The sequence below is a fragment of the Streptomyces humidus genome (genome assembly GCF_014649655.1).
GTDB classification, from domain to species: domain Bacteria; phylum Actinomycetota; class Actinomycetes; order Streptomycetales; family Streptomycetaceae; genus Streptomyces; species Streptomyces humidus.
The window spans coordinates 369,648-387,148 of the sequence record NZ_BMTL01000001.1 but is presented as its reverse complement, the minus strand read 5'-3'; the positions used below and the strand labels follow the sequence as shown (position 1 = coordinate 387,148).

Annotated in this window: 14 protein-coding genes and 1 other RNA gene; 13 read left to right on the top strand and 2 right to left on the bottom strand. The window is 71.6% G+C overall.

What is annotated here, in order from left to right; all coding sequences use genetic code 11:
* Nucleotides 1–15: 15 nt before the first annotated feature.
* Complete coding sequence (locus IE239_RS01730) at nucleotides 16–210, bottom strand: hypothetical protein (RefSeq protein ID WP_190147379.1); 195 nt, start codon at nucleotides 208–210, stop codon at nucleotides 16–18.
* Between the two features lie 237 nt (nucleotides 211–447).
* Here IE239_RS01730 and ftsE point away from each other — a divergent pair, with 237 nt between their 5' ends.
* From ftsE to ssrA, 5 genes are all read left to right on the top strand, one after another.
* The gene (gene ftsE, locus IE239_RS01725; protein ID WP_069774015.1) at nucleotides 448–1,137 is read left to right on the top strand and encodes a cell division ATP-binding protein FtsE; all 690 of its coding nucleotides are present in this window, start codon (nucleotides 448–450) and stop codon (nucleotides 1,135–1,137) included.
* A gap of 60 nt (nucleotides 1,138–1,197) precedes the next feature.
* Nucleotides 1,198–2,115, top strand: a complete 918-nt coding sequence (ftsX, locus tag IE239_RS01720) for a permease-like cell division protein FtsX (RefSeq protein ID WP_190147378.1) — start codon at nucleotides 1,198–1,200, stop codon at nucleotides 2,113–2,115.
* Nucleotides 2,116–2,203: 88 nt separating this feature from the next.
* Nucleotides 2,204–3,379, top strand: a complete 1,176-nt coding sequence (locus IE239_RS01715; protein ID WP_190147377.1) for a S41 family peptidase — start codon at nucleotides 2,204–2,206, stop codon at nucleotides 3,377–3,379.
* A gap of 68 nt (nucleotides 3,380–3,447) precedes the next feature.
* The gene (gene smpB, locus IE239_RS01710; protein WP_190147376.1) at nucleotides 3,448–3,996 is read left to right on the top strand and encodes an SsrA-binding protein SmpB; all 549 of its coding nucleotides are present in this window, start codon (nucleotides 3,448–3,450) and stop codon (nucleotides 3,994–3,996) included.
* 133 nt (nucleotides 3,997–4,129) lie between these two features.
* Nucleotides 4,130–4,518: a transfer-messenger RNA gene (gene ssrA / locus IE239_RS01705) on the top strand.
* A 1,056-nt stretch (nucleotides 4,519–5,574) separates the two neighbouring features.
* Here the strand turns inward: ssrA and IE239_RS01700 are convergent.
* Nucleotides 5,575–6,048 (bottom strand): hypothetical protein, encoded by a 474-nt coding sequence (locus IE239_RS01700; protein WP_190147375.1) that lies wholly within the window; start codon nucleotides 6,046–6,048, stop codon nucleotides 5,575–5,577.
* Between the two features lie 853 nt (nucleotides 6,049–6,901).
* Here IE239_RS01700 and IE239_RS01695 point away from each other — a divergent pair.
* From IE239_RS01695 to IE239_RS01660, 8 genes are all read left to right on the top strand, one after another.
* Complete coding sequence (locus IE239_RS01695) at nucleotides 6,902–9,019, top strand: bifunctional polysaccharide deacetylase/glycosyltransferase family 2 protein (RefSeq protein ID WP_190147446.1); 2,118 nt, start codon at nucleotides 6,902–6,904, stop codon at nucleotides 9,017–9,019.
* A complete protein-coding gene (locus tag IE239_RS01690; protein WP_190147374.1) occupies nucleotides 9,016–10,266 on the top strand; it encodes an acyltransferase family protein in 1,251 nt (416 codons plus the stop codon). Before IE239_RS01695 ends, IE239_RS01690 begins: the two co-directional genes overlap by 4 nt.
* Nucleotides 10,267–10,726: 460 nt before the next feature.
* On the top strand, nucleotides 10,727–12,001 hold the full coding sequence (locus IE239_RS01685; RefSeq protein WP_190147373.1) for a metallophosphoesterase family protein: 1,275 nt from the start codon (nucleotides 10,727–10,729) through the stop codon (nucleotides 11,999–12,001).
* A 266-nt stretch (nucleotides 12,002–12,267) separates the two neighbouring features.
* Nucleotides 12,268–13,662, top strand: a complete 1,395-nt coding sequence (locus tag IE239_RS01680; RefSeq protein ID WP_190147372.1) for a NarK family nitrate/nitrite MFS transporter — start codon at nucleotides 12,268–12,270, stop codon at nucleotides 13,660–13,662.
* A 98-nt stretch (nucleotides 13,663–13,760) separates the two neighbouring features.
* The gene (locus IE239_RS01675; protein WP_190147371.1) at nucleotides 13,761–14,936 is read left to right on the top strand and encodes a uroporphyrinogen-III synthase; all 1,176 of its coding nucleotides are present in this window, start codon (nucleotides 13,761–13,763) and stop codon (nucleotides 14,934–14,936) included.
* Between the two features lie 246 nt (nucleotides 14,937–15,182).
* Complete coding sequence (locus IE239_RS01670) at nucleotides 15,183–15,773, top strand: CGNR zinc finger domain-containing protein (RefSeq protein ID WP_190147370.1); 591 nt, start codon at nucleotides 15,183–15,185, stop codon at nucleotides 15,771–15,773.
* Nucleotides 15,774–16,123: 350 nt separating this feature from the next.
* Nucleotides 16,124–16,645: a sigma-70 family RNA polymerase sigma factor gene (locus tag IE239_RS01665; RefSeq protein WP_010039908.1), complete on the top strand. Its 522-nt coding sequence runs from the start codon at nucleotides 16,124–16,126 to the stop codon at nucleotides 16,643–16,645.
* A gap of 50 nt (nucleotides 16,646–16,695) precedes the next feature.
* Nucleotides 16,696–17,478: an anti-sigma factor family protein gene (locus IE239_RS01660; RefSeq protein WP_190147369.1), complete on the top strand. Its 783-nt coding sequence runs from the start codon at nucleotides 16,696–16,698 to the stop codon at nucleotides 17,476–17,478.
* Nucleotides 17,479–17,501 lie beyond the last annotated feature (23 nt).

The window sequence follows — 17,501 nt, the reverse complement described above, 5'->3', positions numbered from 1 at the left end:
CGGTGCCGTGCGGGGCTAGGCGGTCTGGTGGGCGAGCAGCGCCACCGCCGCCACCAGCACCGCCAGCAGCGCGATCAGCGCCATGGGGTTCAGATTCGCGAGGAAGCTCTCCTGTTGCTGCAGCCGCTCGCGGTTCGCGCGGCACACGGGGCACCGGCCCTCGCTCACGGGCGCAGCGCAGTTAGCGCACACCAGCCGGTCGTACGTCATGCGCCTCGCCCTCCTTGCACCGGTTCCATGGACACAACGCTCCGGGAAGCGGGAACGTTCCCCCTCCACTGTGCCAGGTTCCTCCGGGGGTCGCGCGGCTCACCCGAAGACCCGGGGGCACACAAAGTCCCGTACAAAAACGCACAAGCCCCATCCAACCTCTCCCGACGCCTGCGCCGCCCTCCCCGGTTCGCGTATGGTCACGCTCATCTACCCCCGGCGACCCGTGGTGCATCCGTGATCCGATTCGACAACGTCTCCAAGGTCTACCCCAAGCAGACCCGCCCCGCACTGAGGGATGTCTCCCTCGAAGTGGAGAAGGGCGAGTTCGTCTTCCTCGTCGGGTCCTCCGGCTCAGGAAAGTCGACCTTCCTGCGGCTGGTCCTGCGTGAGGAGCGCACCAGTCACGGTCAGGTGCACGTGCTGGGCAAGGACCTCGCCCGCCTCTCCAACTGGAAGGTGCCGCAGATGCGCCGCCAGCTGGGGACGGTCTTCCAGGACTTCCGGCTGCTGCCGAACAAGACGGTGGCGGAGAACGTCGCCTTCGCGCAGGAGGTCATCGGCAAGTCCAAGGGCGAGATCCGCAAGTCCGTGCCGCAGGTGCTCGACCTCGTCGGGCTCGGCGGCAAGGAGGACCGGAGGCCGGGGGAGCTGTCCGGCGGCGAGCAGCAGCGCGTGGCCATCGCGCGCGCCTTCGTGAACAGGCCCAAACTGCTGATCGCGGACGAGCCCACCGGCAACCTCGACCCGCAGACCTCCGTCGGCATCATGAAACTGCTCGACCGGATCAACCGGACGGGCACGACCGTGCTGATGGCCACGCACGACCAGAACATCGTGGACCAGATGCGCAAGCGCGTCATCGAGCTGGAGCAGGGCCGCCTCGTCCGTGACCAGGCGCGCGGCGTCTACGGCTACCAGCACTGACCGCCCCCGCCATCGCGCCCGCCCTCGCGGACGTCCCCGGAAAGGCCTGAACAACACGCCATGCGCGCCCAGTTCGTACTGTCGGAGATCGGCGTCGGTCTCCGCCGCAACCTGACGATGACCTTCGCCGTCATCGTCTCCGTCGCCCTGTCCCTGGCGCTCTTCGGCGGGTCGCTCCTGATGAGCGATCAGGTCAGCACCATGAAGGGCTACTGGTACGACAAGGTCAACGTCTCGGTCTTCCTCTGCAACAAGAGCGACGCGGAGTCGGACGCCAACTGCGCCAAGGGCGCGGTCACCGCGGACCAGAAGAAGCAGATCAAGTCCGACCTCGACAAGATGGGCGTCGTCGAGAAGGTGACGTACGAGTCGCAGGACGACGCGTACAAGCACTACAAGGAGCAGTTCGGCGACTCCCCGCTGGCCAGTTCCCTCACGCCGGACCAGATGCAGGAGTCGTACCGCATCAAGCTGAAGGACCCGGAGAAGTACCAGGTCATCGCGACCGCCTTCGACGGCCGCGACGGCGTGCAGTCGGTGCAGGACCAGAAGGGCATCCTCGACAACCTCTTCGGGCTCCTCAACGGCATGAACTGGGCGGCGCGGGCGGTCATGGCGCTGATGCTCGTGGTGGCCCTGATGCTGATCGTCAACACCGTGCGCGTCTCGGCGTTCAGCCGTCGGCGCGAGACCGGCATCATGCGGCTCGTCGGCGCCTCCGGGTTCTACATCCAGGCGCCGTTCATCGCCGAGGCCGCGGTCGCCGGGCTGATCGGCGGCACGGTCGCCTGCGGATTCCTGGTGATCGCCCGGTACTTCATCATCGACCACGGTCTGGCCCTGTCCGAGAAGCTGAACCTGATCAACTTCATCGGCTGGGACGCTGTGTTGACCAAGCTTCCGCTCATCCTCGCGACCAGCCTGCTGATGCCCGCACTGGCCGCGTTCTTCGCGCTGCGCAAGTACCTCAAGGTGTGACGCACGCGCCTCAGAGTGTGACGCACGCCCCGCGGGCCGTACGGTCAACCGACCGTGCGGCCCTTCGCGTTCCCCTAGACTCACCGCCATGTCAGGCCGTGACCTGTTCTGTCAGCCCCGCCGTTTCGGCCGCGGGGCCGCCCTGACATTGGTGTTCGCGAGCGTGCTCGTGGCCGGGGCGGCCACCGGATCGCTGCCGCAGCAGTGGAGCGAGGGGCACGCGGACTCCTCGGGCCCGGCTCCGTCCGCCGCCGCCGGGCGGGCCGAGGACGTGACGCGGGCCGCCGAGGAGGCCGCCGCGGACGGCAAGTCCCCGATGGAGGCCGCAGAGCGCGCCGTCAGCCGCAGCGGCGACCGCTGGGCGGCGGTCTACTCCGAGGGCGAGTACGAGGAGTTCGAGGACTCCCTCGACGGCCGGTACACCGGCGTCGGCCTGGAGGCGCGGCGCGAGCGGGACGGCCGGATCGAGGTGACCAAGGTGCAGTCCGGGTCACCCGCCGCCACAGCCGGCGTCCGGGCGGGCGACCGGCTGCGCAGCGTCGACGGGCGGTCCGTGGACGGCCTCCCGGTCACCGATGTCGTCTCCCTGCTGCGGGGCGACATGAAGGACGCGCCCGCCGGCACCGCCGTCCGGCTCGGCCTGGAGCGCGGCACGCGCGCGTGGAGCGAGACCCTGCGCCGGGCGCTGCTGTCCAGGGACTCCGTCACCGTCCGCCGGCTCTCCGGCGGCGTCACCGTCATCACCGTCGCCGCGTTCACCAGGGGCGTCGGCGACAGCGTCCGCGGCGCCGTCGAGCACGCCCCGCCCGGCGCCGGGATCGTGCTGGACCTGCGCGGCAACTCCGGCGGACTGGTCACCGAGGCCGTCGCCGCCGCGTCGGCCTTCCTCGACGGCGGCCTCGTCGCCACCTACGACGTCGACGGCGGCCAGCGCGTCCTGCACGCCGAGGCCGGCGGCGACACCGTCCGTCCGCTGGTCGCGCTCGTGGACGGCGGCACGATGAGCGCGGCCGAGCTGCTCACCGGCGCGCTGCAGGACCGGGGCCGCGCGGTCGTGGTGGGCTCGCGCACCTTCGGCAAGGGCTCGGTGCAGATGCCGCGCCGGCTGCCCGACGGCTCGGTCGCCGAGCTCACCGTGGGGCACTACCGCACCCCTTCCGGCCATGCCGTCGACGGCCGGGGCATCACGCCCGATCTGGAGGCCGACGACGGGGCGCTGAAGCGGGCGGAGACCGTGCTGAGCGGACTGGGCGGCGCGTCCTGAGCGGTCGGCGGGCCGCCGCGTAATCGGCTTTCCCTCAGGCCGCCTCCGGATGCGAAAATGGCGGGACTATGAGCAAGGGAATGTACGTACCGAAGGAATCCCAGCCGAAGCAGGGCGGCGCGGCGTCGACCGGCAAGGCCAAGGACGGCAAGCGCAAGATCGTCGCGCAGAACAAGAAGGCCCGGCACGACTACGCGATCATCGACGTCTACGAGGCGGGCCTCGTCCTCACCGGCACCGAGGTGAAGTCGCTGCGCCAGGGCCGCGCCTCGCTGACCGACGGCTTCGTCCAGATCGAGGGGGACGAGGCGTGGCTGCACGCCGCGCACATCCCCGAGTACAGCCAGGGCAGCTGGACCAACCACTCGGCGCGCCGCAAGCGCAAGCTGCTGCTGCACCGCGAGGAGATCGACAAGCTGGCGGTGAAGTCGGAGGAGACGGGGCACACGATCGTGCCCCTCGCCATCTACTTCAAGGACGGCCGGGCCAAGGCCGAGATCGCGCTGGCCCGCGGCAAGAAGGAGTACGACAAGCGGCAGACCCTGCGCGAGAAGCAGGACCGCCGGGAGACGGACCGGGTGATCGCGGCGGCCAAGCGCAGGCAGCGGCACGCGTAGCGGGGGCGGGCGCCGCCGCCGGGAACAAGGCCGCCGTGAATGCGGTGGCATCGACGGGCGTCGGTCACGTACCATGGCTTCTGTGCCCCGCAGTGGGCACGGGCCCTCTTCGGAGGGATTGAAAAAACAACATGGGGATGATCGGTTTCGACAGCGGCTGTCGAAGCAGGGGAAGCGTGTCGAGGAAGCGGCAATGATCTCGTAAACCATATGTCGCAAAAAATAATCGCCAATATCAAGAGCGATTCCCAGTCCTACGCCCTCGCTGCCTAATAAGCAGTGAGTGTAGGACCCAAAATGGGTGTCAGCCCGGAAGTGTTCCCGATCCGGATCCTGGCATAATCTAGGGGACTAAACCATCGAGCCCGGTCACGGGGTTCGATGGGAAATCAAACAGTGACTGGGCCCGTCGGCGACTTGTTCGCGTGATCACCGGGGCCGAGAAAATCACAGCGAACTGCACACGGAGAAGCCCTGATTCTGCACCGTTGGACGCGGGTTCGATTCCCGCCATCTCCACTCATCCCATGTGACATGAAGACCTCGCCCTCTCAGGGGGCGGGGTCTTTCTGTGTTTGGGCCCGGGCGCCGCGCGCCGTTGGCGGGCGCCGCCGGCGCGCGCGGGCGCCCCTCTCCTCTCTCCCGAGGGGCGCCGGTCCTTCAGGCGCGCTGGCGGCGGTCGGCGGGAGGATCTCGGGGGCGGCCGCTCCTCGATTCGGGGCATTACAGGCATTCTGCCTCTCTTGACAGAGGTTTTTCCGGCCATGCCTGGGACGGCATCCCCCGGCCTGCTCGATCCGGCCTCTTTGTCCGCCCGTGTCGCCCGTGCCGCGAAAGGGGCTGGTCCCTTCGGTGCGTGACGCGCTGCGACCCCTCGGTGGCGGGGGGTGAGCGTCCAGGTCGCGGTCTCGGTGGCCGGCGGAGGGTCTATTTTCAGACATGAACATGAACATGACTTCTGACCATAAATGACACATCGCGAACGGAGGGTCCGTGTCTGCGCTAGATTCTTCGACCTGAGCGCAATGGGGTAAATGGGGCGTGATAGCCGGGTGGGGGCCTGGTTTCATCGGCTGTGCTCGGGGCCGTAGCGCACCCAGAAACAGGTTCCGTGGGGGGAAGTGCGCAAGTGAAGAATTGGCGAGAAGACGCCCAACCGAAGTGGCCCGAGGCGGTGCCGTCGGCTCTGGACGTGCCAGCCGTGGGGGCGGCATCCCAGGGCTTTCCCGGGGCCGGAGGGCAACCTTCGAGGTCTCCGTCCCGAGAGAGCGGAAGATACCGGTCCCTGACGGACGTGCCGCGAGAGAACGGCCTGCTGTCGCCCGCGGAAACCTCGAACAGCCTTTCCGAAAACGAACGGTCGAGCGATCTCCGGGATCCCTGGGGAGAGGCTCCTGGCGACACGGACGGCGAGAGCCGCGACGCGGGCGAGGTGACGGTCCAGCTCGATCCTCTCGGGCAGGGACGCGCCGGCGGTCAGGACGGCGCGTCCGACGTCCCGGTGTTCGTCGACGAATCGGGCCGGCGCAGCCGCACGTTCCGCCGCATCGGCATCCTCGTGGGCGTCGCATGCGGGGCCTACGCCGTGGTCATCGTGGCCGCCCTCCTGTCGGGCAACGCCGGCGCACCCTGGCTGCCGCTCCCCGTCCCGGGCCAGGGCGACGAGAAACCGGCCGCCGGGAAGGTCGACAGCACGCCGGCGCCCGACGACTCCGGCAGCCCGCGGCCCGGACGGCCCGGGTCCGGCCTGCCCGCCGGCACCGGGGCCACCGCCGCCGCACCGGGCGCGGCGTCGGGCAGGCCGGGCGCGGGTGCCGCGCCGGGCGTCTCGGGCAGCGCGGCTCCCTCGGCCGGGGCGTCCGCCGCGACGCGGCCGGCGGCGAGCGGGTCCGCCCGCCCCAGCGCCGGCCCGACGGCCTCGGCCTCCCCGGCGCCCGGCCCCAGCACCCCGGTGATCGCGCCTGCGCAGTCCGTGCCGCCGCCCGCTTCCTCACCGGCCGCGTCACCGTCGGCGGTCTCCTCGCCGTCCCCGGCCGGAGGCGCCTCCACCACCGTCGCGGGCGGCCCGCCGGAACCGGCCCCGGCGGGCTCCGGCCCGGCAGCCTGAGACGGCTCCGCCGGGACGGAACGGCCCCGAGTGCCGGACCGCCGGGCGGACCGCCTCGCCCGGACACCGCACCGGTGTCCGGGACGGGCGGCCGCCCGGCGTACCCGGACCCGGACCTCCGGCCCGCACGCCGAGCCCGCCGGGCCGCCTGAACCGGCGGTTCGATCGCGGCCGTGCCGCCCGAGACCGGCGGCCTGCCTCCTTGCCCGTCCCCCGTGATCGGGGTCCAGCCGTCCGACCGTGCTCCGGTCGGTGTCGGCCGGTTCCTGTGTCCGGCTCCCGTTGCCCGGTCCACGCACCGGGACCTCAGCCCGCCCGGCGCGGCCGCCGGAGCGTCCGGTCCGGCCTGCGCCCCCGACGCCTGCCGGGGCCCCGGTCCGGCGCACCGCCCCGGTCCCGGGTCCGGCGCACCGTCCCTCGCCTTTCGCGCCGCGCCGCCCGATCTCGCCGCACAGTCCCTGGTGCGGCCCGTCCGACCGTCCTCTCGTCCCCGGAGAACCACCTCTCATGGCACCACGTACCAGCCGGCGTTCGGCCCGACGATCCCCCGTCGGGCAGTCCGCGCAAGCGACCGGCGGCCAGGCCGCGCCCACCTCCTCGCCGCCGGAAGGCCCGTCGGAAGGCCTGCCGGAAGGCGCCTCGGGAGGCTCGTCGGGGGGCGAGCCTCCCGTCGGTCGGCGGGCCGCCCGGCGGTCCGGCTCGCGGCAGGGCCGCGGCAGGGCCGCGGGGCGCGCCGCCGAAGGCGCTCCCCGGGGGGCCGGGCCGTCCGCGGGACGCCGACGGCTGAAGCCCCTGCGGCTGCGCCGTCTGCTGCCGCCGCTCGTGCTCCTCGCGATGATGGCGATGCTGATGCTGCGCGGCTACGTGCACAGCGAGATCCTCGCCGACTACCGCATCCACCCCGAGGCCGCCTCCGACAAGGTGCCGCAGAAGATCCTCGAAGGCGGCCCGGTCGTCGACACCCGCGGCGGACGGCAGACCGGTCTGGAGGTGCCGGACCACCGGATCGTGCTCACCTTCGACGACGGCCCCGACCCGAGATGGACCCCCGAGGTTCTCGACGTCCTGAAGAAGCACCACGTCCACGCCGTCTTCTTCATCACCGGCACCATGGCCTCCCGCTACCCCGAACTGGTCCGGCGGATGGTGGACGAGGGTCACGAGATCGGCCTGCACACCTTCAACCACCCCGACCTCTCCTACCAGTCGAAGAAGCGCATCGACTGGGAGCTCACCCAGAACCAGCTGGCCCTGGCGGGCGCGGCGGGCATCCGGACCTCCCTCTTCCGGCCCCCCTACTCCTCCACCGCGGACGCCCTCGACGACGCGTCCTGGCCGGTCACCGAGTACGTCGGCACCCGCGGCTACCTGACCGTCTTCACCACCGCCGACAGCGAGGACTGGCAGCGGCCGGGCGTGCGCCAGATCATCCGCAACGCCACCCCGCAGGACGGCAAGGGCGCCATCGTCCTCATGCACGACTCCGGCGGCGACCGTCACCAGACCGTCCAGGCTCTCGACGCCTACCTGCCCGAACTCCAGCAGAAGGGCTACCGGTTCGAGAACCTCACCGAGGCCCTGCACGCCCCCAGCGCGCACACCCCGGTCACCGGGCTCGACCTGTGGAAGGGCAAGGCCTGGGTCTTCCTGGTCGCGGCCTCCGACGACATCACCGGCGTCCTGGTCGTCGGCCTCGCCGTCATCGGTGTCCTCGTCTTCGCCCGCTTCGGGCTGATGCTGCTGCTCTCCGCGATCCACACCCGCCGGACCCGGCGCAAGGGGTTCGTCTGGGGGCCGGACGCGCCCGTCACCGAACCGGCGTCCGTGCTCGTCCCGGCCTACAACGAGGCCAAGTGCATCGAGAACACGGTGCGTTCGCTGATGAGGAGCGAGCACCCGATCGAGATCCTCGTCATCGACGACGGCTCCAGCGACGGCACGGCCCGCATCGTCGAGGACCTGCGCCTGCCCGGCGTCCGCGTCGTCCGCCAGCTCAACGCGGGCAAGCCCGCCGCCCTCAACCGGGGCATCGCCAACGCCCGGCACGACCTCATCGTCATGATGGACGGCGACACCGTCTTCGAGCCGTCCACCGTGCGCGAGCTCGTCCAGCCGTTCGCCGACCCCAAGGTCGGCGCGGTCGCCGGCAACGCCAAGGTCGGCAACAAGGACACCCTCATCGGCGCCTGGCAGCACATCGAGTACGTGATGGGCTTCAACCTCGACCGCCGTATGTACGACGTCCTGCGCTGCATGCCCACCATCCCGGGCGCCGTCGGGGCGTTCCGCCGCAGCGCGCTCGACCGGGTCGGCGGCATGAGCGACGACACCCTCGCCGAGGACACCGACATCACCATGGCGATCCACCGCGACGGCTGGCACGTCGTGTACGCGGAGAAGGCGCGGGCCTGGACCGAGGCCCCCGAATCCGTCCAGCAGCTGTGGTCGCAGCGCTACCGCTGGTGCTACGGCACCATGCAGGCCATCTGGAAGCACCGCCGCGCCCTGGTCGAGGGGGGCGCCTCGGGCCGCTTCGGCCGCGTAGGCCTCCCCCTCGTCTCCCTCTTCATGGTCGTCGCCCCGCTGCTCGCCCCGCTCATCGACCTCTTCCTGGTCTACGGCCTGCTCTTCGGGCCGACCGGCGAGACCGTCGCCGCCTGGTTCGGCGTCCTCCTCGTCCAGGCGGGCTGCGCGGCCTACGCCTTCGCGCTGGACAAGGAGCGCCTCGCCCCGCTGATCTCCCTCCCGCTCCAGCAGATGCTGTACCGCCAGCTGATGTACATCGTCCTGCTCCAGTCCTGGATCACCGCCCTCACCGGCGGCCGGCTGCGCTGGCAGAAACTGCGCCGCAAGGGACAGGTCGCCGCCCCGCCCGGCGCGCCGGCCGCGAGCCTGGACGGAGGAACGGCCCTGTGAGCACCCACCCGACCGAGACCACGGCCGAGCTGCCCGAGCTGCCCGGACCGCGGACGCCGAACACCGTCCCGGACCCGCGCGAGCACGGAGCGGGGGAGGCGGACGGGAAGAAGAAGGGCGCAGGACGCGACCGGTACTTCGATCTCCTGCGCGCCGTCGCCCTCTTCCGCGTCGTCCTCTACCACCTGATGGGCTGGGCCTGGCTGCCCATCGTCTTCCCCTCCATGGGCGTGATGTTCGCGCTCGCGGGCGACCTCATGGCCCGCTCGCTGGGCAGACGGCCCGCGCTGGACGTCGCGCGCGGCCGGCTGCGCCGACTGCTGCCGCCGCTGTGGCTGCTGGGAGCGGTCGGGGTGACGGGCATGCTGGCGGGGGGCTGGCGTCCGGACGCCGAGGGACACCCGGGCTGGTGGTGGTTCCACCTCACCTTCTGGATCCTGCCGGTGAGCGACCCTCCGTACGCCGAGGGCATGTCCGGCATCCAGGGGCTGATCGCCGACGGCTGGTCCTCCGACCTGGGCGTTCCCCTCTGGTACATCCGTGCCTACCTCTGGTTCGTGCTGCTCTCCCCGCTGCTGCTGCGCGCCCTGCGCCGGCTGCCCTGGCCGACGATCCTCGCGCCGATCGCGCTGTGCGCGGCCCTGGAGTTCGGCGCGCTGTCGGTGCCCGGCTGGCGACTGGAGTCCAACCTCAGCGACTTCGGCACGTTCGGCGCATGCTGGCTGCTGGGCATGGCACGCCAGGAGGGCGTCCTGCGCAGGCTGCCCCGCTACGTCGTCCCGTCCCTGGCTCCGGCGATCGCCGCCGCCGGCCTCTGGTACGCGCTGAGCCACGATCTGCGGGAGGGCCATGACCTCGACGACATGCCGTTCGGCCAGTCGCTGTGGTCCTTCGCCGCGGTGCTGCTGCTCCTGCACATCAGCCCGTCCTGGAGCGAGTGGCCGTCCGGGCTGCGCCGCTTCGACCGGCTGATCACCCTGCTCAACTCCCGTGCCGTCACGATCTATCTGTGGCACAACGTGTGCATCACGGCCGTGGAGGGTCTGTGGGACCGGCTGTGGGGTGTCCCGTGGCTGGAAGCGGACGCTTCCTGGATCCTGCAGAGTCCGTGGCCGCAGCTTCCGGCCGTCTGGCTGCTCACCGCGGTCTGCGTGGTCTGCTTCGGCTGGGTCGAGGACCTGGCGGCCCGCCGCAGGCCCCGCCTGTGGCCGGACGGCCGGGCGGGCGCCGGAACACACCGCGCCTGAGCGCCGCTTTCGGCCCCGCAGGCGCCCCGAGCGCGCGGCTGTACGCCGCCGTACGCCGTTCGCCGCGCCCGGGGTGCGTCCACCGGGGGCCCTGGTGACCATGTCCCGGTACGGCCGTCGACCGGACGGCCGGGAGCCAGGGTTTTCCGGACGGAGGAGGATGCGCGTGATACGGCGGACGATGGTTCTTGCCACGACGGGAGTGCTGGCGGCGGCACTCTCGGTGGGCACGGCACTGGCGGGGCCCCTGCCCGGCGACGGAGAGCGAAGGCCGCCGGGGCCGGCTTCGCCGCCGGGGCCGACCTACCCGCCGGGGCAGCCGCCGGGGCCGACTTCTCCGCCGGGGCACCCGTCCTACGGCGAACCGCCGGGGCCGACCCCGCCGCCCGGGGCCGGGGCGCCCGACGGTGAGGCATGGGCGTGGACCCAGCTGACCAGCCGGGGTACCCAGATCCGTTACGTGACCACCGACACCAGCGGCACGTGCCCCTCCGTGCGGTACACCTTGGGCACCGTCAGGACCGCCTACCGGATGCGGCTTCTGAGCCGTCCCGCGCCTCCCCAGTTCCCCACCACCGTGTGCGAGTTGGTCGTGCCTCTCGAGGCCCGCAACGCGGTGCTCGCGAACTCGACGGTCGCCGCGGCCGTGGTGCACCCCGCGAACCGTCGCCTTCCCCTGCCGAACTGGACCGCGGGCACCCGCCCGGGCACGGTCGGCGTCATCGGCGACACGGGCTGCCGCGTCACGACGGCGGGACCGAACCAGGACTGCGCCAACCACCAGACCGGCTGGCCGTTCCCGCAGATCGCGAGCAGCGCCGCCACGGTGACGCGTCCGGATCTCGTGATCCACGTCGGCGACTACCTCTACCGTGACGACCCGGCCAAGGCCTCGGACGCGGCGGCGAACCCGGGCTGCACGACCTCGCAGGACAGGTTCAGCTGGGCCTGTGTCGTCGCCGACTTCTTCAGGCCGGCGGAAAGCCTGCTGGCCGTGGCCCCGGTCGCGTTGACGCGAGGCAACCACGAGGACTGCCGCACGCCTCCCGCGACGGGCGGCGCGGGGGCCGCGTGGTTCCGCTACCTCGCCGACGAACTCCGGTCCGACGGATCGTGCTCCGACTACCCCGACCCCGTGGAGATCCGGGCGGGCAGCCTGCGCCTCGTCGCCGTGGACTCCGCGTTCGCCGACCCCGACGACAGCGGAAGCCTCGCACAGCAGGCGATCTACACGCGGCAGTTCAACGCCGTGAACCAGATGGCGGGGCAGCAGCCCGGCCGCGACTACTTCCTCTTCACCCACAAGCCGCTGTGGATGGTGCGCTCGGCCGGCCCGCCGACGACGACGTACACCCCCGTCCTCGACAAGGCCGTCGCCGCGACGACCCTGGGGCGGCTCGCGGACAACATCCGCGTCGTGCTGTCGGGCCACGCGCACCTCTACCAGATGATCGACTTCAACACCACGCGGCCACCGCAGGTGACCGTGGGCTTCTCCGGCGGAGACCCCCTGGACCAGGGACCGAACGACGCCAACGTCATCGGCAGACCGGTCGGGACGCCACCGCAGCCCGTGAACCACTCGATCACTCAGGGCGGGGTCTACGGGTACGGGGTCCTGAACGCCAACGGCACGTCCTGGGACCTCACCGCCCACGACCCGGCGGGTGCGGTCCGCGGGCAGACCTGCACGTTGAGCGCGAGCACCGCCAACAAGGAGTTCGTCTGCCACTGAGAACGGCGCCCCGGGCTCCCGCGGAGGCGCCCCCGTCCACGGCTCGACGGCCGGGCGGGGGCGCCTCCGTCGCGTCTGCGCCGTGGGAGTCGGCAGCCCGTCGCACCGGGCCGGGCCGACCTCTCACCGGGCCCGCGCGCAAGGTGAGAGCAACGTTCCTTTCCGGTCACCCACAGCCACAGCACCGAAACGCTTCCTCCCTACCTTCGGGACTCATCACCGCTCATCCCCCCGAATCACCCGAGCCCGGAGCACGTGGAGGCGTCATGACAGCCCCGAGTACAGCCCCCGCACCGCCGTCCCCCGCGAAGAAGGGGAGCCGCTGGATCGAGGAGTGGGACCCGGAGAACGAGGCCTTCTGGAACGAGAAGGGCGAGAAGATCGCCCGCCGTAACCTCCTGTTCTCCGTCCTCTCCGAGCACATCGGGTTCTCGGTCTGGACCATGTGGTCGGTGCTGGTGCTCTTCATGGGCCCGGAGTACGGCCTCACCCCGGCCGACAAGTTCCTGCTGACGTCCATGGTGACGCTGGTCGGCGCGGTCGTCCGGGTGCCGTACACCTTCGCCGTCGCGATCTTCGGCGGGCGGAACTGGACGATCATCTCGGCCGGTCTGCTGCTGATCCCCACGATCGCGGCCTTCGCGGTCATGGAGCCGGGGACGTCCTTCTCCACCTTCCTGTGGACCGGCCTGCTGGCCGGCATCGGCGGCGGCAACTTCGCCTCCTCGATGACCAACATCAACGCCTTCTTCCCGCTCCGCAAGAAGGGGTGGGCGCTCGGCCTCAACGCCGGAGGCGGGAACGTCGGCGTGGCGGCGATCCAGCTGATCGCCCTCGCCGTCATCGGGGCCAGTGGCGGGCCGCGCGTGCTGCTCGGGATCTACATCCCGCTCGTCGCCGTCGCCGCGGTCCTCGCCGCCCTGTTCATGGACAACATCGCGTCCGTGAAGAACGACACCGGCGCCGCCGTCGACGCCGCGAAGGACGCGCACACCTGGATCATGTCCTTCCTGTACATCGGCACCTTCGGCTCCTTCATCGGCTACAGCTTCGCGTTCGGGCAGGTGCTGACGAACCAGTTCGGGCGTACGCCGCTGCAGGCGACGTACCTCACCTTCATCGGGCCGCTGCTCGGTTCCCTGATCCGGCCCGTGGGCGGCCGGCTCGCCGACAAGTACGGCGGCGCGAAGATCACCCTCTGGAACTACGTCGCCATGGGCGCCGCCACCACGGTCCTGGTCGTCGCCGGCATGCAGAAGTCGCTCCCGCTGTTCGTCACCGCCTTCGTCGTGCTGTTCTCGCTCACCGGGATCGGCAACGGGTCGACGTTCAAGATGATCCCGGCCATCTTCCAGACCAAGGCTCTCGCCGAGGGGCTCACGGGCGAGGACGCCGTGCTCTACGCCCGTCGCCTCTCCGGCGCCTCGATGGGCCTCATCGGCGCGGCGGGAGCGCTGGGCGGAGTCGGCATCAACCTGGCCTTCCGGCAGTCCTTCCTCTCCTACGGCTCCGGCACCGGGGCGTTCGTCGCCTTCCTCGCCTACTACGCCATCTGCTTCGCCGTCACCTGGGCCGTATACCTTCGTCGTACGGCGGGCAGGGTGACCGCGTCCAGCTCGGTGTCCGAGGCGAAGCCGCAGCTCAGCTATGCCGAGGTGTGACGTAACACTGGCGACATGAAGCCGAACCGAGCCTGTCACGCGCCGTTGACAGGCTCGTCGGCATGTAGGCGGGACGCGAATCTAGCGGGACGAGAGCTATGTACGAGGAACAGCAGCAACCGGCCACCGGCCCCCAGGGCGCCGACGGACACGGGCCCCTCGCGGGCTTCACCGTGGGCGTCACGGCCGCGCGCCGTGCCGAGGAGCTCGGCGCGTTGCTCCAGCGCCGGGGTGCGGCGGTACTGCACGCGCCCGCCCTGCGGATCGTGCCGCTCGCCGACGACGGCGAACTGCTCGCCGCCACCAAGGACCTCATCGACCGGGCGCCGGACGTCGTGGTCGCCACCACGGCCATCGGTTTCCGCGGCTGGGTCGAGGCGGCCGACGGCTGGGGGCTCGGCGAGCAGCTGCTCGCCCGGCTCGGCGGCGTCGAGCTGCTGGCCCGCGGGCCCAAGGTCAAGGGCGCGGTGCGGGCCGCGGGGCTGACGGAGCAGTGGTCGCCGTCCAGCGAGTCCATGGCCGAGGTCCTCGACCGGCTCCTGGAGGAGGGCGTCGAGGGCCGCCGGGTCGCCGTGCAGCTGCACGGCGAGCCGCTGCCCGGGTTCGTGGAGTCGCTGCGGGCCGCGGGCGCGGAGGTCGTGGGGGTGCCCGTCTACCGGTGGATGCCGCCGGAGGACATCGGGCCGCTCGACCGGCTCCTGGACGCGGCCGTCGCGCGCGGACTGGACGCGATCACCTTCACCAGCGCGCCCGCGGCGGCCTCCCTGTTCTCGCGCGCGGAGGAGCGCGGACTGCTGCCCGAGCTGCTCCGCGCCCTGCACCACGACGTGCTGCCGGCCTGCGTCGGCCCGGTCACCGCGCTGCCGTTGCAGGCGCGGGGCGTGGACACCGTCCAGCCGGAGCGGTTCCGGCTCGGGCCCCTCGTGCAGCTGCTCTGCCAGGAACTGCCGGGCCGGGCCCGGACCCTGCCGGTCGCCGGGCACCGGATGGAGATCCGGGGGCACGCGGTGCTGGTGGACGGGTGCCTGCGCCCGGTGCCGCCGGCGGGGATGTCGTTGCTGCGGGCGCTGTCCCGTCGGCCGGGCTGGGTGGTGCCGCGGTCGGACCTGCTGCGGGCGCTGCCGGGTTCGGGACGCGACGAGCACGCCGTCGAGACGGCGATGGCCCGCCTGCGGACGGCTCTCGGCACGCCGAAGCTGATCCAGACGGTGGTGAAGCGGGGCTACCGTCTGGCACTGGACCCGGCGTCGGACGCCAAGTACGCGGACGCGTAGCCGGGTTGCCCGGTGCCCGGTGCCCGGTGCCCGGTGCGGGGTGCGGGGTGCGAGGTGCGGGGTGCGGCCGGACCCGGGAGCTCTCGCGGATCCGGCCGGGACACGGACCCGGGCCCGCCCCGGCCGGCCCCGGCCCGCGTCGGAGAGCCGGAGGGGAGCCGGAGGGGTTCCGGTCCCGGCCGCGGCCGGGCACTGTGGGAGGAACGGATTCCTCAGGGGTGCTCCTCGGCTGGCGGTGACGCGCGCATGGACGAGCTGCGGTTCGATGCCGGACGGATCTGTCTCGATCTGCTCGCGACCGCGCACCCCTGCGAACGGCTCGGCTCCGTGGGGCCGTTGTGCGCGTGGATCCACGGCTGCGGCCTCGTCCCGCCGGACACCCCGCTCACCCTGGCCGACGCCGCCTGGCCGACGGCGTTCCGCGAACTGCGTCGCAGCGTCGGTCAGTTGGTGCACGGCTGCCTCGCCCAGGGCGGTTCCCCGCCGTATCCGGGCGCCGGATACCCCGACGGCGCCCTGGACCGGGTGAACGACGCCGCCCGGGCCGCGCCCCCCACCCCGCGTGCCGTGCGCGGCGAAGACGGTTCGCTCGTGCGGGCCTTGGACCGGCCGCCGGAGTGCGCCGCGCTGCTGGCCGCGGTGGCCCGGGACACGGTGGAGCTGCTCACCGATCCGGTGGCCCGGGCGGGGCTCCGGCAGTGCGCGGGGGACAACTGCCCCCTCGTCTACGTCGACATGTCCCGGGGGCGGCGCCGGCGCTGGTGCTCCAGCGAGGTCTGCGGGAACCGGGAGCGGGTGGCGCGGCACCGCCGACGGGCGGCGCTCGCCCGCAGTTGACGGTGCGCCGACGGACAACCTCCTGCCGGTTATGCGGCTTTCGTTCGGTGCGGGCGCGCAACTGCCGACGTGATTTCGATTACACGTCGTTTACCCGCGTCGGCCGACGGGCAGTCGGCCCGACCCTGCCCCTGTGGCGGAAATGTAAAGAAAAAGAGGGGAGAATGTGCCCCCATGTCCCCCTCGTCATGACACCCGGAAGAAAAGTGTCCCCTCGTTTTGAACGCGCAACACCCCGCTTGCGTACCCGTCGTCGAGCGACCGACTGGGGGATCCCCCGGACACCGGAGGTGGGCGTGCGCAAGGATGCGGCCGTGGCCAATGAACGTGGATCGAGGGCCCGACATCGCATGTCCCAGCCCTCGGAACCTGACGAGGAGCTGATGCGTGCTCTGTATCGGGAGCATGCCGGACCCCTGCTTGCGTATGTCCTGCGCCTGGTTGCCGGAGATCGGCAGCGTGCCGAGGACGTCGTGCAGGAGACGCTCATCCGTGCCTGGAAGAACGCCGGCCAGCTCAACCGGGCGACCGGATCTGTACGCCCCTGGCTGGTGACGGTCGCACGTCGCATCGTCATCGACGGCCACCGCAGCCGGCAGGCCCGGCCGCAGGAGGTCGACCCGTCGCCGCTGGAGGTCATTCCTGCGGAGGACGAGATCGACAAGGCGCTGTGGCTGATGACGCTGTCCGACGCGCTCGACGACCTGACCCCGGCCCACCGGGAGGTGCTCGTCGAGACGTACTTCAAGGGGCGCACCGTCAACGAGGCGGCCGAGACACTGGGCATACCCAGCGGCACCGTGCGCTCACGGGTGTTCTACGCCCTGCGGTCGATGAAGCTGGCTCTGGAAGAGCGGGGGGTGACGGCGTGATGAGCAGTTACGGGGGATTCGGAGCAGGTGGTTCGGGTATGTCTGGTCCCATGCAGGGGTCAGTGGGATCTCCGAGCCCGAGCGAACACGAGACCGTCGGCGCCTACGCCCTCGGCATCCTCGACGACGCCGAGGCAACCGCTTTCGAGATGCATCTCGCCGGCTGCGAGTGGTGCGCCCAGCAGCTCGACGAGCTCGCCGGGATGGAACCGATGCTGGCCGCCCTCGCGGACCTGCCGGGCACCGGCACACCCGCGATCGGCGACTCCCTGTCCGCCCGCCCCAGCCCGCGTCTCGTGGAACGGCTGGTCGACGAGGTGTCCGAGCGCCGCGCGCAGAAGCGCCGCCGCTCCTTCTTCCTGGTGGCGGCCGCGGCCGCGCTGATCATCGGCGGTCCGCTCACCGTGCTGGCCGCGACCGGCGGCGACAGCGGCACGAAGGGCACCGAGGCGAGCGCCCCCAAGTCCGCGAACTCCGCCAAGGCGACCTTCGACACGCTCAGCAGCCGGGTCACGGCGACCGACGCCGCCTCCAAGGTCTCGGCGACCGTGGCCATGGGCGAGAAGGCCTGGGGCACCGAGATCGGCGTCGAGCTGAAGAACGTGTCGGGCCCGGAGAAGTGCTCGCTCATCGCCGTCGGCAAGAACGGCGAGCGCGAGACCGTCTCCTCCTGGTCGGTGCCGGAGTGGGGCTACGGCCTCCCGGGCGCCAAGACCGAGCAGGCGAAGAACCCGCTCTACGTCATGGGCGGCGCCGCCTTCAAGACCAACGAGATCGACCACTTCGAGGTCATGACCTTCGAAGGCAAGAAGCTCGTCCAGATCGACGCGTAGCCGCGCATGGCTTCGCGGGCCCC

What these genes read in the sequence shown, in the direction of transcription:
- IE239_RS01730 (WP_190147379.1), bottom strand. Translation starts at nt 210, where the DNA reads ATGACGTACGACCGGCTGGTGTGCGCTAACTGCGCTGCGCCCGTGAGC.
- ftsX (WP_190147378.1), top strand. Translation starts at nt 1,198, where the DNA reads ATGCGCGCCCAGTTCGTACTGTCGGAGATCGGCGTCGGTCTCCGCCGC.
- IE239_RS01715 (WP_190147377.1), top strand. Translation starts at nt 2,204, where the DNA reads ATGTCAGGCCGTGACCTGTTCTGTCAGCCCCGCCGTTTCGGCCGCGGG.
- smpB (WP_190147376.1), top strand. Translation starts at nt 3,448, where the DNA reads ATGAGCAAGGGAATGTACGTACCGAAGGAATCCCAGCCGAAGCAGGGC.
- IE239_RS01680 (WP_190147372.1), top strand. Translation starts at nt 12,268, where the DNA reads ATGACAGCCCCGAGTACAGCCCCCGCACCGCCGTCCCCCGCGAAGAAG.
- IE239_RS01675 (WP_190147371.1), top strand. Translation starts at nt 13,761, where the DNA reads ATGTACGAGGAACAGCAGCAACCGGCCACCGGCCCCCAGGGCGCCGAC.
- IE239_RS01670 (WP_190147370.1), top strand. Translation starts at nt 15,183, where the DNA reads ATGGACGAGCTGCGGTTCGATGCCGGACGGATCTGTCTCGATCTGCTC.
- IE239_RS01665 (WP_010039908.1), top strand. Translation starts at nt 16,124, where the DNA reads ATGTCCCAGCCCTCGGAACCTGACGAGGAGCTGATGCGTGCTCTGTAT.
- IE239_RS01660 (WP_190147369.1), top strand. Translation starts at nt 16,696, where the DNA reads ATGCAGGGGTCAGTGGGATCTCCGAGCCCGAGCGAACACGAGACCGTC.